Source organism: Aquamicrobium sp. YD-1-mutant5 (genome assembly GCF_059509755.1).
This window is the reverse complement of record NZ_JCAKKP010000010.1, coordinates 70630-85959: the sequence shown is the minus strand read 5'-3', so window position 1 is coordinate 85959 and position 15330 is coordinate 70630. Positions and strand designations below refer to the sequence as shown.

12 protein-coding genes are annotated in these 15330 nt (G+C 63.8%); all 12 read left to right on the top strand.

Annotated elements, in window-relative coordinates:
• Position 1 precedes the first annotated feature (1 nt).
• The gene (gene murD / locus AC5XE7_RS14340; RefSeq protein ID WP_495366528.1) at positions 2 to 1402 is read left to right on the top strand and encodes a UDP-N-acetylmuramoyl-L-alanine--D-glutamate ligase; all 1401 of its coding nucleotides are present in this window, start codon (positions 2 to 4) and stop codon (positions 1400 to 1402) included.
• Positions 1402 to 2553 (top strand): putative lipid II flippase FtsW, encoded by a 1152-nt coding sequence (gene ftsW, locus AC5XE7_RS14335; protein ID WP_280197769.1) that lies wholly within the window; start codon positions 1402 to 1404, stop codon positions 2551 to 2553. The genes murD and ftsW overlap by 1 nt, the downstream gene beginning before the upstream one ends.
• Positions 2553 to 3680, top strand: coding sequence for an undecaprenyldiphospho-muramoylpentapeptide beta-N-acetylglucosaminyltransferase (murG, locus tag AC5XE7_RS14330; RefSeq protein ID WP_495366529.1), 1128 nt, complete (start codon positions 2553 to 2555; stop codon positions 3678 to 3680). Before ftsW ends, murG begins: the two co-directional genes overlap by 1 nt.
• The gene (gene murC / locus AC5XE7_RS14325) at positions 3677 to 5083 is read left to right on the top strand and encodes a UDP-N-acetylmuramate--L-alanine ligase (protein WP_495366530.1); all 1407 of its coding nucleotides are present in this window, start codon (positions 3677 to 3679) and stop codon (positions 5081 to 5083) included. The genes murG and murC overlap by 4 nt, the downstream gene beginning before the upstream one ends.
• On the top strand, positions 5080 to 6045 hold the full coding sequence (gene murB / locus AC5XE7_RS14320) for a UDP-N-acetylmuramate dehydrogenase (protein WP_495366531.1): 966 nt from the start codon (positions 5080 to 5082) through the stop codon (positions 6043 to 6045). The genes murC and murB overlap by 4 nt, the downstream gene beginning before the upstream one ends.
• A 218-nt stretch (positions 6046 to 6263) precedes the next feature.
• The gene (locus tag AC5XE7_RS14315; protein WP_495366532.1) at positions 6264 to 7190 is read left to right on the top strand and encodes a D-alanine--D-alanine ligase; all 927 of its coding nucleotides are present in this window, start codon (positions 6264 to 6266) and stop codon (positions 7188 to 7190) included.
• An 11-nt stretch (positions 7191 to 7201) separates the two neighbouring features.
• Complete coding sequence (locus AC5XE7_RS14310; RefSeq protein WP_495366587.1) at positions 7202 to 8098, top strand: cell division protein FtsQ/DivIB; 897 nt, start codon at positions 7202 to 7204, stop codon at positions 8096 to 8098.
• Entirely contained in the window at positions 8095 to 9402 is a 1308-nt protein-coding gene (gene ftsA, locus AC5XE7_RS14305) for a cell division protein FtsA (protein ID WP_495366533.1), read from the top strand. The genes AC5XE7_RS14310 and ftsA overlap by 4 nt, the downstream gene beginning before the upstream one ends.
• A gap of 70 nt (positions 9403 to 9472) precedes the next feature.
• Positions 9473 to 11182, top strand: a complete 1710-nt coding sequence (gene ftsZ / locus AC5XE7_RS14300) for a cell division protein FtsZ (protein ID WP_495366534.1) — start codon at positions 9473 to 9475, stop codon at positions 11180 to 11182.
• Positions 11183 to 11481: 299 nt separating this feature from the next.
• Positions 11482 to 12420 (top strand): UDP-3-O-acyl-N-acetylglucosamine deacetylase, encoded by a 939-nt coding sequence (gene lpxC, locus AC5XE7_RS14295; protein WP_495366535.1) that lies wholly within the window; start codon positions 11482 to 11484, stop codon positions 12418 to 12420.
• Between the two features lie 209 nt (positions 12421 to 12629).
• Positions 12630 to 13481, top strand: a complete 852-nt coding sequence (locus tag AC5XE7_RS14290; RefSeq protein WP_495366536.1) for an outer membrane protein assembly factor BamD — start codon at positions 12630 to 12632, stop codon at positions 13479 to 13481.
• Positions 13482 to 13489: 8 nt separating this feature from the next.
• Positions 13490 to 15169: a DNA repair protein RecN gene (gene recN / locus AC5XE7_RS14285; protein ID WP_495366588.1), complete on the top strand. Its 1680-nt coding sequence runs from the start codon at positions 13490 to 13492 to the stop codon at positions 15167 to 15169.
• The last annotated feature ends 161 nt before the right edge of the window (positions 15170 to 15330 follow it).

Below are 15330 nucleotides of genomic sequence, written 5' to 3'. Positions count from 1 at the left end.
GATGATTGCGGCCAGTTCCTTCGCAGGCAGGCAGGTAGCGCTCTTCGGGCTTGGCGGCTCCGGACTGGCGACGGCGCATGCGCTGGTCGCCGGCGAGGCCGAGGTGCTGGCGTGGGACGACAATCCGCAAAGCGTGGAGAAGGCGCAGGCGGAAGGCATCGTCACCGTCGATCTGCGCGGCATCGACTGGTCGCGCCTTGCCGCTTTCGTGCTGTCGCCGGGCGTGCCGCTGACCCATCCCAAGCCGCACTGGAGCGTGGAACTGGCGCGTGCGACCGGCGTCGAGGTCATCGGCGACATCGAGCTGTTCGTGCGCGAACGCAACGCCCATGCGCCTGATGCGCCGTTCATCGCCATCACAGGCACCAACGGCAAGTCGACGACGACGGCGCTGATTTCGCATATCCTGAAATCGGCCGGACGCGACACGCAGATGGGCGGCAATATCGGCCGCGCGGTGATGACGCTCGACCCGCCGCTGCCTTCAAGGCATTACGTGGTGGAGTGTTCCTCCTACCAGATCGATCTTGCGCCCTCGCTCAACCCGAGCGCTGGCATATTGCTCAATCTGACGCCGGACCATCTCGACCGTCACGGCACCATGCAGCACTACGCCGAAATCAAGGAACGGCTGGTGGCGGGCAGCGACACGGCCATCATCGGTGTCGATGACAGTTTCTGCGTGCAGATCGCGGAGCGGCTGGAGCGGGCCGGGGCGAAGGTGGTGCGCATCTCCAAGCGCCTGCCGCTGAGCGACGGCTATTTCGCTGAAGGAAGCGACCTGATCGAAGCGGCGGACGGCCGCCGCACCCGCATTGCCTCGCTGGACGGCATCGGCTCGCTGCGCGGCCAGCACAATGCCCAGAACGCGCTTGCAGCCCTTGCCGCCTGTCTCAGCGCCGGCCTGACGGCTGAGGAAATACAGGACGGTTTCCGGAGCTTTCCGGGACTGGCTCACCGCATGGAGCAGGTGGGCCGCAGGGGATATGTGCTGTTCGTCAACGATTCCAAGGCGACCAATGCGGAAGCGGCGGCACCGGCGCTGTCGAGCTTCGAGCACATCTACTGGATCGCCGGCGGCCTGCCCAAGGAAGGCGGCATCGGTTCGTTGAGGGGCCTGTTCCCGCGCATCGCCAAAGCCTATCTGATCGGCGAGGCGGCACCCGCTTTTTCCGCGACGCTGGGCGAAGCGGTTCCTTATGAGATTTCCGGCACCCTTGCAGCGGCGGTGGAACATGCAGCGGCCGATGCCGCAGCCAGCGGGGCGGGCGAGGCCGTGGTGCTTCTGTCGCCCGCCTGCGCCAGCTTCGACCAGTTCAGGAATTTCGAATTGCGCGGCGAAGCCTTCAGGCAAGCCGTGTATGCGATTGATGGCATCGAGCCCATCGGAGGGACACGATAATGCAGAGCCGTCTCGATACCAGCCCGATTTCCAACTGGTGGTGGACCATCGACCGCTGGTTCCTTGCCGCGTTCCTGTCGCTGCTTGGCCTTGGCATCGTTCTGTCCTTTGCCGCCAGCCCGGCGGTGGCGGAGCGCATCGGCCTCGATTCATTCCATTTCGCCACCCGCCAGATCATCTTCAGCATTCCCGCACTTGGGGTGATGCTTGCCGTGTCGTTCCTGAATGCCCGCCAGATCAGGCGTCTGGCGCTCGGCATATTGTGTCTGATGCTGGTGATGATGGTGGCGGTGCTTTACATAGGCGTCGAGGTGAAGGGCGCAAGGCGCTGGCTCTCCTTCGCCGGCATGTCGATCCAGCCGTCTGAATTTCTCAAGCCCGCCTTCGTGGTTATCTGCGCGTGGCTGTTCGCCGAGCACAAGCGCCAGCCGGAAATCCCCGGCAATCTGTTCGCCATGATCCTGCTCGGCCTCGTTCTGGCGCTGCTTCTGGCGCAGCCTGACATGGGGCAGACGCTGCTGGTGGTCGGCACATGGGGCGTGATGTTCTTCATGGCCGGCCTGTCGTGGGTGTGGATCATCGCGCTTGGCGGCCTTGGCGTTGCCGGCCTGTTCGCCGCCTATGAAATCTTCCCGCACGTTGCCGGCCGTATCGATCGCTTCCTGACCGGGGAGGGCGACACATTTCAGGTCGATATGGGTCATGAAGCGCTGGTCAATGGCGGCTGGCTGGGGCTGGGGCCGGGCGAGGGCACCATCAAGCGCCTCATTCCCGACAGCCATGCGGACTTCGTGTTCGCCGTCGCCGGCGAGGAATTCGGCCTGATCACCTGCATGGTGATCGCCGCCATCTTCGCTTTCATCGTGCTGCGCGGCCTTTCGGTGTCGCTGAAGGAGCATGATGACTTCACCCGCTACGCAATCGGCGGGCTGGTGACGGTGTTCGGCCTGCAGTCGGTCATCAATATGTGCGTGAACCTGCAGCTGATGCCGGCCAAGGGCATGACGCTGCCCTTCATCTCCTATGGAGGCTCCTCGCAGATAGCCATCGCCGTTTCCATGGGCATGGTGCTGGCGCTGACCCGGCGCAAGCCGCAGAAGCGCAAGCCGCTCGCCTATGGCTTCTCCAGCTCGATCCTGCCGGCGGAATAATGTCAAAGGGCACCATTCTTCTGGCTGCCGGGGGCACCGGCGGCCATCTGTTTCCGGCCGAGGCGCTGGCGCATGAGCTGAAGGCGCGTGGCTGGCAGGTGCATCTGGCGACCGACGACCGCGCCCAGCGTTTTGCCGGGCAGTTTCCGGCCGATGCCATTCATCCGATTCCCTCCGCCACCATCGGTTCCAAAAATCCGCTGGCGCTGGCGAAGACGTTTTTCAAGCTGTGGCGCGGCGTGCGCGTCGCTTCCGGGGTGATCGCGCGGGTGAAGCCGGCGGCGGTCGTCGGCTTCGGCGGCTATCCGACCCTGCCGCCGCTCTATGCAGCGACGCGGCGCGGCCGGCCGACGCTGATCCATGAGCAGAACGCGGTGATGGGCCGCGCCAACCGGGCGCTGGCGGCGCGGGTGACGGCGATTGCCGGGGGCTTCCTGCCGGAGGACGCCAGTGCTGCCGGGCGTAAGACGATCACCACCGGAAATCCGGTGCGGCCAGCCGTCATCGAGGCGGCGAAGGTGCCTTATAGCGTGCCGGGCGAGAATGAGCCGTTCCATCTGCTGGTGTTCGGCGGAAGCCAGGGCGCGCAGTTCTTTTCCGATGCCATTCCGGCTGCTGTCGCGCTGCTGCCCGAGCCTCTGCGCAAACGCCTCGTCGTGACCCAGCAGGCGCGCAAGGACGATGCGGAGCGGGTGGCGCAGGCTTATGCCGAACTCGGCGTGCCGGCCGACATCGCGCCCTTCTTCACCGACATGGCCGAGCGCATGACGCGGGCGCATCTCGTCATTTCGCGCTCGGGCGCTTCCACTGTCTCGGAAGTCGCGGTGATCGGCAGGCCGGCTTTGCTGGTGCCTTATCCCTATGCACTCGATCACGATCAGGCGGCCAATGCAGCGGCCCTTGCAGGTGCTGGCGGCGCGGAGGTGCATCCGCAATCCTCGCTCGATGCCGGGCGTCTGGCGGAGCTGATCGGCGGGCTGATGAGCGAGCCGGAACGGCTGAAGGCAATGGCTGCGGCAGCGCGTTCGGCTGGCCGTCCGAATGCCGCAACCTTGCTCGCCGATCTGACAGAGGCTATTGCGTCGGGCAAATCACCCGACGCGTTCAGGAAGGAAATTCAAGCATGAAGATGCCGCAGACGATTGGCCTCGTGCATTTCATCGGCATAGGCGGCATCGGCATGAGCGGCATAGCCGAAGCGCTGCACAATCTCGGCTATCACGTGCAGGGCTCCGACCAGAACGACAGCGCCAATGTCCAGCGCCTGCGCGAGAAGGGCATCGAGTGCTTCGTCGGGCACCGCGCTGAAAACCTTGGAGAGGCCGAGGTGGTCGTGGTTTCGACCGCGATCCGCAACAGCAATCCCGAGATTGTGGCGGCGCGTGAGAAGCTGCTGCCGGTTGTGCGCCGGGCCGAGATGCTGGCCGAGCTGATGCGCTTCCGCAATGCCATCGCCATCGGCGGCACGCATGGCAAGACGACGACCACCTCCATGGTGGCGACGCTCCTGGAAGCCGGCGGGCTCGATCCGACCGTCATCAATGGCGGCATCATCAACGCCTATGGCACCAATGCGCGCATGGGCGACGGCGAATGGATGGTGGTGGAGGCCGACGAGAGCGACGGCACCTTCCTCAAGCTGCCGGCCGACATCGCCGTCATCACCAATATCGATCCCGAGCATCTCGACCACTATGGCAGCTTCGACAAGGTGCGCGATGCCTTCCGCCAGTTCGTCGAGAACGTGCCGTTCTACGGCTTCGGCGTGATGTGCATCGATCATCCGGAAGTGCAGGCGCTGGTCAGCCGCATTGGCGACCGTCGCGTCATCACCTATGGCGAGAACGCGCAGGCCGATGTGCGCTTCACCAACCATCGCATGGACGGCGCGGTGTCGGTGTTCGATGTCGCCATCCGCAACCGCAAGAGCGGCGAGCAGCTCGTGATCAGTGACCTTCGCCTGCCGATGCCCGGCCGCCACAATGTTTCAAACGCCACGGCGGCGATTGCCGTTGCCCATGAGCTTGGCCTGACTGCTGAAGCGATCCGGAAGGGCCTGTCGTCGTTCGGCGGCGTGAAGCGGCGCTTTACCCATACGGGTTCGTGGAACGGCGTCGAGATTTTCGACGATTACGGCCACCATCCGGTGGAGATCAAGGCGGTGCTGAAGGCGGCGCGCGACGCCACGCAGGGGCGTGTCATTGCCATTGCCCAGCCGCACCGTTTCACGCGCCTGCGCGATCTGTTCGACGATTTCGCAGTGTGCTTCAACGATGCCGACACGGTCATGGTGGCGCCCGTCTATGCGGCGGGCGAGGATGCGATCGATGGCGTTTCCAGCGAGGCGCTGGTGTCGAAGATGCGCGCGGGCGGCCATCGCGATGCCCGCCATATCGCCGATGCGGCAGCCGTGGCGCCCCTGGTGCGCGAACTGGCGAAGCCGGGCGATTTCGTCGTGTTTCTCGGTGCCGGCAACATCACGCAATGGGCCTATGCTCTGCCGCGCGAACTGAGCGGGGACGCAAAATGAGCAGGGGCCAGGCACTTCTCGACAGTCTGGGCGACCGGCTTTCGGGCCTGCGTGGCCGCATGACCCCCGACGCCGGCATGGACAAGGTTACATGGTTCCGCGCCGGCGGACCGGCTGACGCCCTGTTCCAGCCGGCCGACGAGGAAGACCTGGCTGCTTTCCTGAAGGCGGTGCCGGAAGAGGTTCCGGTGATGGTGGTTGGCGTCGGCTCGAACCTGCTGGTGCGCGATGGCGGGCTTGCAGGCTTCGTGGTCCGGCTTTCGGCCAAGGGTTTCGGCGACGTCGAGACGATGTCGCCGACACGCCTGCGCATCGGTACGGCACTGCCCGACAAGCGGGCAGCGGCAGCTGCGCTGGAAGCCGGCATCGGCGGTTTTCATTTCTATCACGGCATTCCCGGCGCCATCGGCGGGGCGCTGCGCATGAACGCCGGCGCCAATGGCGTCGAGACGCGCGAGCGCGTGGTGGAGGTAAGGGCGCTCGACCGCAAGGGCGAGGTCCATATGCTTTCAAATGCCGACATGGGCTATGCCTACCGGCATTGCTCGGCCCCGAAAGATCTGATCTTCACCTCCGTCGTCATGGAAGGCTATGCCGAGGACAAGGATGTGATCCGCGCGGCGATGGACGAGGTGCAGCATCATCGCGAGACGGTGCAGCCGATCCGCGAAAAGACCGGCGGTTCCACCTTCAAGAATCCCGAAGGCACTTCGGCCTGGAAGGAAATCGACAAGGCGGGATGCCGCGGCCTGATGATCGGCGGGGCGCAGATGTCGCCCATGCACTGCAACTTCATGATCAACACCGGGCTGGCCACCGGTTACGACCTCGAAACGCTCGGTGAGACGGTGCGCGCGCGCGTTCTGGAAAATTCCGGCATATGCCTGCACTGGGAAATTCGCCGTCTGGGTGCATTCCGTCCTGGGCAGGAAGTTCAGGAGTTCCTCGGACAGTTGCTCTGAGGACTCACAAGGGTAAATTTTCATTCAAATTTGATGAAATTGAATCTCTTGGAATCCTAAGGGCTTGTCACGGAATCAACTCTCTGATTCTTTGGCCTTAAGCGTTTCCTGATTTGAGTCGTTCGGCGCGTAGGTCGCGATCCCCGGTGGGTCGCGGTGCGGGCTCGGATTCTGAGTCGGGAAACAGAGATGGAAGCCCGCCGAGGGGATGACGGGATATGACCAAAAAGCACGTTGCTGTTCTGATGGGGGGATTCTCGTCCGAGAGGCCGGTTTCCATTTCGTCGGGCAATGCGTGCGCCGATGCGCTTGAGGCGGAAGGCTACAGGGTCACGCGTGTCGATGTGGGTCGCGATGTCGGTGCGGTGCTGGCTGAACTGAAGCCGGATGTCGCCTTCAATGCGCTGCACGGCCCTTATGGCGAGGATGGCCTCATTCAGGGTGTGCTTGAATATCTGGAGATCCCTTACACCCACTCCGGCGTGCTGGCTTCCGCTCTGGCGATGAACAAGGAGCAGGCCAAGAGGGTTGCCCGTGCCGCCGGTATTCCGGTAGCGGAATCAAAGGTCATCAATCGCTTTGATATTGGTGGCGAGCATCCGATGGTGCCGCCCTATGTGGTGAAGCCGGTGGCTGAGGGTTCCAGTTTCGGTGTGGTGATTGTCAGGGAGGATCAGTCGCATCCGCCGCAGATCGTCTCGTCGCCCGAATGGAATTACGGCGAGGCTGTCATGGTCGAGCGCTATGTGTATGGCCGGGAGCTGACCTGCGCTGTGATGGGCGATGTGGCGCTTGGGGTGTGTGAAATCATTCCGACCGGCCACGCCTTCTACGATTATGATTCCAAATATGTGCCCGGCGGCTCAAAACACGAAACTCCGGCAAAAATTTCACCGAATATTTACCAAAAAATACAGACACTGGCGCTTAAGGCTCATCAAGCAATCGGCTGCCGGGGCGTGTCCCGGTCTGACTTTCGTTACGACGATCGCCATTCCGAAAATGGAGAGATCGTCTGGCTGGAGGTTAACACTCAGCCGGGCATGACGCCGACGTCTCTGGTGCCTGAGATCGCCGCGCACGCAGGGCATTCGTTCGGCGATCTGTTGAGTTGGATGGTGGAGGACGCTTCGTGTCTTCGTTGAGGTCGGGACGGATGGTTGAGGGAAGGCTGGCGGGCCTGTCGCCGCTCGCTCGTCCCGTGTTGCCGCGCTGGCTGCGCCGTCCTCTGCGCGTGTTTTCGAGGCTGGGCGAGGGTGCCTATACGGTGCCGCGCTTTGCCGCTACGATCCTTTCCGTTGCGCTGCTGTCGTCCAGCGCGACCTATGGCGCCTATATCGGCGGCCAGCTTGATGATTTCGTGCAGGGCGTGACCGCCCGCACCGGTTTTGCCGTCGATCAGATCAGGGTTGTGGGCAATCAGCATACGTCGGAAATCGATATTCTCGACCGCCTCGACCTCAATGGCTGGACTGCGCTGGTGGGTCTCGATGTGATCGATGCGCGCGAGCGCATCTCCGCTCTGCCATGGGTTCAGCATGCGACCGTTCGCAAGGTGTATCCGAACACGCTGGAAGTGCGGATCGATGAGCGTGAGCCATTCGCGATCTGGCAGCAGGGCCAGTCGCTGAGCGTCATCGAAAAATCGGGACGGGTGATTGCGCCATTCACCGGCGGACGTCTGGCGGCGCTGCCGCTGATCGTCGGCATGGGCGCGCCTGAGAACGCTCCGTCGCTGGTTGCGCGGATCGCGCAGGTTCCCGAACTGGCTGGTCGTGTGAAGGGCTATGTGCGCATCGGCGAGCGCCGCTGGGATCTCTATCTCGACAATGGTGTGAAGGTTAAGCTTCCCGAGCTTGATGTCGACACTGCGCTTGAACGGCTTGCCCTGATGGATCGCGAGCAGGGTCTGCTCGGACGCGATATCGTGGCGGTCGATCTGCGCATCTCCGACAGGGTTGCTCTCGAGCTTTCTCCGGATGCTTCCAGCGCGCGTCTGGCGGCACTGAAAGGTGCCAAGGGCGGCGCGCGCAAGGCGGGGAGCAGCATATGAACTGGCTGCGTAAAAATGGCGATGCTTCGTCGCGGCGTTCAGGCATCCTGACTGTTCTCGATGTCGGCTCCAGCAAGGTCTGCTGCGTCGTCGCGAAGCTGAAGCCTTGCGAGGATGGCAATCTGCTGCGTGGGCGCACCCACCGCATTCAGGTCATCGGCATCGGTCATCAGAAGTCGCAGGGCATGAAGTCCGGCGTGGTCATCGATCTGGAGCGTGCCGAGCATGCCATCCGGCTCGCCGTGGATTCGGCCGAGCGCATGGCGGGGCTGACGGTCGACTCGCTGATCGTGAACATGACCGCAGGTCGCCTGAAGAGCGATATCTTCTCCGCCACCGTCAATCTCGGCGGTCATGAGGTGGACGAAAGCGACATCAAGCGCGTGCTGGCCGCCGGCGCGCGGCAGGCGCTGAGATCCGAGCGCGAAGTTGTGCATTCGCTGCCCGTCGGCTTCTCGCTGGACGCGGAACGCGGCGTGCGCGATCCGCGCGGCATGGTCGGCGACACGCTGGGCGTGGACATGCATGTGCTGACCGGCGATGCAGCGCCCCTGCGCAACATCGAGCTGGCCATCAACCGTTCGCATCTTTCGGTCGAGCGCATGGTGGCGACGCCTTATGCAAGCGGCCTTGCCGCGCTGGTGGACGACGAGCTGGAAATGGGCGCGGCGTGCATCGACATGGGCGGCGGCACCACCACCATCTCGATCTTCTCGGAAGGCAATTTCGTGCATGGCGACGCCATTCCGGTCGGCGGCAACCATGTGACGCTGGATCTGGCCAAGGGCCTTTCCACCACCATCGAGGCGGCGGAGCGGCTCAAGGTCATGCACGGTTCGGCGCTGCCCGGCAGTGCCGACGACCGCGATCTGGTCACCATTCATCCGATCGGCGACGACCATGGTGCGCCCATGCAGATTCCGCGCTCGGTGATGACGCGCATCATCCGCGCGCGGGTCGAGGAAACGCTCGAAATGCTGCGCGACCGCATCAGCAAATCAGGCTATGGCAGCGCCATCGGCAAGCGAATCGTTTTGACGGGTGGAGCCAGCCAGCTGGCGGGCCTCCCGGAAGCGGCGCGCCGCATTCTTGGACGGAATGTGCGCGCCGGGCGCCCTCTGGGCGTTGCGGGGCTGCCGGAGGCAGCCAAGGGGCCGGCATTCTCCACCGTGGTTGGACTTCTGATCTATCCGCAGGTGGCGAATTTCGAAAGCCGTCCGTCGAAGGGGATTGCCGGTTTCAAGATGACCGGCACCGACGGGCGCCTGTATCGCGTAAGTCAGTGGTTGAGAGACAGTTTCTAGAGTTTGACGGGGACAGCCCCATACACGGCCGCTACGGCGAAGCGGCGGGAAAGGCAAAAGGACGAGGACAATGGCAATCAATCTTCAAAAGCCGGACATCACCGAGCTGAAGCCCCGCATCACCGTGTTTGGTGTCGGCGGCGGCGGCGGCAATGCTGTCAACAACATGATCACCTCAGGCCTGCGCGGCGTCGAGTTCGTGGTGGCGAACACCGATGCTCAGGCGCTGACCATGTCGAAGGCCGAGCGTCTCATTCAGCTGGGCGCGCATGTCACCGAAGGTCTGGGCGCGGGCTCGCAGCCCGAGGTCGGTCGCGCTGCCGCTGAAGAGTGCATCGACGAGATCAACGACCATCTGTCCCACACGCATATGTGCTTCGTCACCGCCGGCATGGGCGGCGGCACCGGCACGGGTGCGGCCCCCGTCGTCGCCCGCGCTGCCCGCGAAAAGGGCATCCTGACGGTCGGCGTCGTCACCAAGCCGTTCCACTTCGAGGGTCAGCGCCGCATGAAGACGGCAGACCTCGGCATCGAGGAGCTGCAGAAGTCCGTCGACACGCTGATCGTCATTCCGAACCAGAACCTGTTCCGTCTGGCCAATGACAAGACCACCTTCGCCGATGCCTTCGCCATGGCTGACCAGGTGCTCTACTCGGGCGTTGCCTGCATCACCGATCTGATGGTCAAGGAAGGCCTGATCAACCTCGACTTCGCCGACGTTCGCTCGGTGATGCGCGAGATGGGCAAAGCCATGATGGGCACTGGCGAGGCTTCCGGCGAGGGCCGCGCGATGGCTGCTGCCGAGGCGGCAATTGCCAACCCGCTGCTCGACGAGACCTCCATGCGCGGCGCCAAGGGCCTGCTGATCTCGATCACCGGCGGCAGGGATCTGACCCTGTTCGAGGTGGACGAGGCCGCAACCCGCATCCGCGAGGAAGTCGATCAGGACGCCAACATCATCCTGGGCGCCACTTTCGACGAAGAGCTGGAAGGCGTCATCCGCGTGTCGGTCGTCGCCACCGGCATCGACAAGTCGGCCGAGGACATTGCTGCGGCTCCGATCGCCATTCGTCCGGCGCAGCCGCCGAAGCCGGTCATTCGCCCCGCTGCCGAGGCCCGTCCTGTCCAGCCCGCGCCGCAGCCGGCTCCTGTTCAGGAACCGCGTGCTGCCGATCCGGTTGCCGAAGCATTCCAGATGGCCGAGCAGAACGCCGCAGCCCTGTCTCACAATGCCGGGTCCCACAATGCGGGTCAGAGTGCGGATGGCTTTCGCCCCCAAAGCCAGCTCTTCCAGCAGCCACAGCCCCACCAGCCTGTTCAGCCATTCCAGCAGCCGGTCGTGACCCAGCAGGCAGCCCTGCAGATGCAGCCTGCGCCGCAGCCTGCTCCGCAGCCGCGCGAGATGCACCATCAGCCCGCTCCGCAGCGCATGCCGCGGGTTGAGGATTTCCCGCCGGTCGTGCGTGCGGAAGTGGAAGCGAAGAAGAACCCGGTTGACCATGAAGAGCGTGGGCCGATGGGTCTCCTGAAGCGCCTGACCAATGGTCTGACGCGCCGCGAGGAGGAGCCTGCTGCCCGTCTGCAGCCGGCACAGCCGCGCGAGCCGAAGCTGCGTCAGGCGGCTCCGGAAGTGCGCCGGGCGCCGAGCCATGATTCGCAGCTCTACGCGCCGCGCCGTGGCCAGCTCGACGATCAGGGTCGCCTTGTCGCCCAGCCGCGTGCTGCGCATGATGACGACCAGCTGGAGATTCCGGCCTTCCTGCGCCGTCAGGCCAACTGACCGCCGCAACATCGCCATGATTTCAAAGGGGCAGCCGGGAAACGGGCTGCCCCTTTCTGCTGTTTTCTTTCCTGTTGATGTCCCGCAAAAACAGGCATTTATCGCGCATCTGCGGATGACGCTGGCTGTTACATGGGGTAAAAAAGCGTGATTTGGATGAAGTGGGGCGCGTCACTATCTTCGCCGGCAGCATAGTTTGCGCGGCCTGCAGGTTGGGGGAATTGCCTTCTTGCCGTATCTGAAACGCCGTTGACCGGTAGTTGGAAGCCAACGGAACGAGCGGGCATACGGGGATCGTTTTGAACGATTATCAGACCACCATAAAATCGCGCGTGACCCTTGCAGGCACAGGCGTTCACAGCGGCAAGCCGGTTTCGGTGACGTTCGCTCCCTCCGATCCCGACACGGGCATCATCTTCCATTTTGTCGACGGGCGCGAGCCCGGCAAGGAGTTGCGCGCTCTGGTTTCCGAGGTCGGCGCGACCGACCTCTCCACCATGATCGGCAACCCCGACGGCGCGCATGTCGCGACCGTCGAGCATCTGATGGCGGCTGTTCTCGGCGTGGGCCTCGACAACCTCGTCATCGAGGTGGAAGGCAATGAAGTTCCCATTCTCGACGGCAGTGCCGCGGTGTTCGTGGAAGCCATCGACCGGATCGGAATCGAGACCCAGGCCGTGAAGCGCCGCTTCATCCGCGTACTCAGGGACGTCCGCATCGAGAACGGGGCGTCATGGGCGGAATTCCGCCCTCACACGGGAACGCGCTTCGAGGTCGAGATCGATTTCGAGAGCCCGGCCATTGGCCGCCAGCAGTTCGCGATCGATCTGAACGGCGAATCGTTTCGCAACGAAGTGGCGCGGGCGCGCACCTTCGGTTTCCTCAAGGATGTCGAGCGCCTGTGGGCCGCCGGCTATGCGCTTGGCTCTTCGCTGGAGAATTCCGTGGTCATCGGCCACGACAACCGCGTCATCAACATGGGCGGCCTGCGCTATCCCGATGAGTTCGTGCGTCACAAGACGCTGGATGCCATGGGCGATCTGGCGCTGGCCGGCGCGCGCTTCATCGGCTGCTTCCGCTCCTATCGCGGTGGGCACAGGCTGAACGCGGCCGCTCTGCGACGGCTGCTTTCGGACCGCAGCGCCTATGAGATCGTCGAAACCACGCGGTATGAACGCGGCCGTATCGCGGAGATCAGCGCCGTCAGCGGCCCGGTTTTCGCGCCCTGGATGATCTGAGCGCTTGAGCGGTTCCGATACCAGATCTTTTCACGAAGGTATTTTTCCCGCATATGCCGGGAAGAGCGACGCTTGCCACAAAAATGTGCGATTGGCGGCGGATAGCGTTGCCGCGCGTGGCTGTTATGGTCTATGGCTGCACGCTGACCGAGGAAACGGTGCCGAAAGGGCGAATCCCAATCATGATGTTCACACGGGCTGATCGATCGATGGCACCAGCGAAGGGTCCCCTGGGGTGGGTTGTCCTGGCTTTGTCGGTTGCCGTCGCGCCGATGGTTCTTGCCGGCTGCTCGGCCTCGGGCAAGGATCTCGACCTTTCGACCTATGTGGAGCAGACCGAACCTGCGGACGTGCTCTACAATCAGGGCCTCGCCAACCTCAATGCCGGACGCCTCGGCGAAGCCGCCAAGAAATTCGCCGCCGTCGACCGCCAGCATCCCTATTCGGAATATGCCCGCAAGGCGATGGTGATGGGCGCCTTCACCAATTACCGGCAGGGTAAGTATGACGACGCCATCCAGATGTCGCAGAGATACCTCAATCTCTACCCGACGTCAGAGGACGCCGATTATGCCGTCTATATCGCCGGCCTGAGCTATTTCCGCCAGATCCGCGACGTGACACAGGATCAGAAGGAAGCGCGCCAGACCGTGCAGACCATGCAGGAACTGGTCAACCGCTGGCCCGATTCACAATATGCGGAAGATGCCCGCACCAAGATCCGCTTCGCCAACGACCAGCTCGCCGGCAAGGAGATGCAGGTCGGCCGCTATTATCTGGAGCGGCGCGAATATCTGGCATCGATCAAGCGCTTCCGCACCGTGGTCGAGCAGTATTCCAACACCCGTCATATCGAAGAGGCGCTGGCGCGTCTGGTCGAGGCCTATTATGCGATGGGCCTGACCGACGAGGCGCAGACCGCAGCCGCTGTTCTCGGCCAGAACTATCCGAGCAGCCAGTGGTACAAGGATTCCTACAAGCTGCTGCAGAGCGGCGGGCTGACACCGCGTGAGAATGCCGGCTCGTGGATATCCAAGGCCGGGAAGCTGATTACCGGCTGAAGGCTGCCATGCTCTCCAGACTGTCGATCCGCGATATCGTTCTGATCGAGAAGCTGGACATAGACTTTGCTTGCGGTCTCTCCGTGCTGACGGGCGAGACTGGTGCCGGCAAGTCGATCCTGCTCGATTCGCTTTCCCTTGCGCTCGGCGCGCGCGGCGATGCCTCGCTGGTGCGCCATGGTGCCGCGCAGGGTCAGGTGACGGCGGTGTTCGACGTTCCGCGCAACCATCCCGCGCGCGACATTCTTTCCGAAAATGCCATAGACGATGATGGCGACATCATCCTGCGCCGTATCCAGACGGCGGACGGGCGCACGCGCGTCTTCGTCAACGATCAGCCGGCCAGCGTGGCGCTGATGCGCACCATCGGCCATGCGCTGGTGGAAATCCACGGCCAGCACGACGAGCGCGCGCTGGTCGACGCCAGCGCCCATCGTGAAGTGCTCGACGCCTTTGGTGGCCATGCCAGCGCCGTGCGCGAGACGGCGGAAGCCTGGCGCGTGTGGCGCGGTGCCGAGCAGGAGCTTTCGCGGCACAAGGCGCGCGTGGAGGCGGCTGCCCGCGAGGCGGATTATCTGAGGGCCGCCGTCGCCGAACTCGTGCAGCTTGATCCGCAGCCCGGCGAGGAAAGCGAGCTGGCAGCCCTGCGCACGGATATGATGCGCGCGGAAAAGATCGCTTCCGAGATCAGTGATGCGCAGGACGTTCTGTCCGGTCCGTCCTCGCCCCTGCCGCAACTGGCAAGCCTGCTGCGCCGCCTGCAACGCAAGGCGGCGGAGGTTCCGGGTCTGCTCGACGATGTGGTGACGTCGCTGGATGAGGCGATGCTTTCCCTCGATGCCGCGCAATCCGGGGTCGAGGCGGCCCTGCGCGCCACGGAATACGATCCGCAGCGGCTGGAGCAGGCCGAGGAGCGGCTGTTCGCGCTCAGGGCAGCGGGGCGCAAGCACAATGTGCAGGTCGATGATCTGGCCCGGCTGCGTGACACAATGTCTGCTGATCTGGCGGACCTCGATGCCGGCGAAGAGCGGCTGGGGGTTCTGGTGCAGCAGGCGAAGCAGGCGCGCGACCTTTATGATCAGAGCGCTGCGCACCTTTCCGATCTTCGACAGGCCGCTGCCAGAGGGCTGCGCGACGCGGTGATGGCCGAACTGCCCGAGCTTAAGTTGGAACGGGCCGAATTCATCGTGGAAATGTCGAGCGAGCCCGACAATCGCATGGAAGAGGGCATCGACCAGATCGAGTTCTGGGTACGCACCAACCCCGGCACGCGCCCCGGCCCGATGATGAAGGTGGCCTCGGGCGGCGAGCTGTCGCGCTTCCTTCTGGCGCTCAAGGTGGCGCTGGCAGATCGTGGTTCCGCGCCGACGCTGGTGTTCGACGAAATCGACACGGGCGTGGGCGGTGCGGTGGCCGATGCCATCGGCCAGCGTCTTGCCCGGTTGGCGAAGGGCGGCGTGCAGGTGCTTTCCGTCACCCATGCCCCGCAGGTCGCGGCGCGCGCCTCCACCCATTTCCTGATCTCCAAGTCGGGTGGAGCGGACCGTGTCGCCACCGGCATCGTCGCCATGGACATCGATGCCCGGCAGGAGGAGATCGCCCGCATGCTGGCCGGTGCGACCATCACCGACGAGGCGAGGGCGGCGGCGGAGCGGCTTCTGCGCGAGAACACGGCGGCGGCGATCTGAATTATTGAACCGATAACGGAACAACCAAAACCGGAGTCCACTTTCCGGTCGGATGCTCCGGGCCGAACCTGTCTGTCCACAACTGACAAGATGATTCAGGAGAGAGGCGCATGCGCCTGTTTCCGTTCGGCTTTGCGCGCGCTACATACATCATCTTCGCG

What these genes read in the sequence shown, in the direction of transcription:
- murG (WP_495366529.1), top strand. Translation starts at nt 2,553, where the DNA reads ATGTCAAAGGGCACCATTCTTCTGGCTGCCGGGGGCACCGGCGGCCAT.
- ftsZ (WP_495366534.1), top strand. Translation starts at nt 9,473, where the DNA reads ATGGCAATCAATCTTCAAAAGCCGGACATCACCGAGCTGAAGCCCCGC.
- AC5XE7_RS14310 (WP_495366587.1), top strand. Translation starts at nt 7,202, where the DNA reads ATGGTTGAGGGAAGGCTGGCGGGCCTGTCGCCGCTCGCTCGTCCCGTG.
- ftsW (WP_280197769.1), top strand. Translation starts at nt 1,402, where the DNA reads ATGCAGAGCCGTCTCGATACCAGCCCGATTTCCAACTGGTGGTGGACC.
- murB (WP_495366531.1), top strand. Translation starts at nt 5,080, where the DNA reads ATGAGCAGGGGCCAGGCACTTCTCGACAGTCTGGGCGACCGGCTTTCG.
- AC5XE7_RS14315 (WP_495366532.1), top strand. Translation starts at nt 6,264, where the DNA reads ATGACCAAAAAGCACGTTGCTGTTCTGATGGGGGGATTCTCGTCCGAG.
- recN (WP_495366588.1), top strand. Translation starts at nt 13,490, where the DNA reads ATGCTCTCCAGACTGTCGATCCGCGATATCGTTCTGATCGAGAAGCTG.
- murC (WP_495366530.1), top strand. Translation starts at nt 3,677, where the DNA reads ATGAAGATGCCGCAGACGATTGGCCTCGTGCATTTCATCGGCATAGGC.
- murD (WP_495366528.1), top strand. Translation starts at nt 2, where the DNA reads ATGATTGCGGCCAGTTCCTTCGCAGGCAGGCAGGTAGCGCTCTTCGGG.
- AC5XE7_RS14290 (WP_495366536.1), top strand. Translation starts at nt 12,630, where the DNA reads ATGGCACCAGCGAAGGGTCCCCTGGGGTGGGTTGTCCTGGCTTTGTCG.
- ftsA (WP_495366533.1), top strand. Translation starts at nt 8,095, where the DNA reads ATGAACTGGCTGCGTAAAAATGGCGATGCTTCGTCGCGGCGTTCAGGC.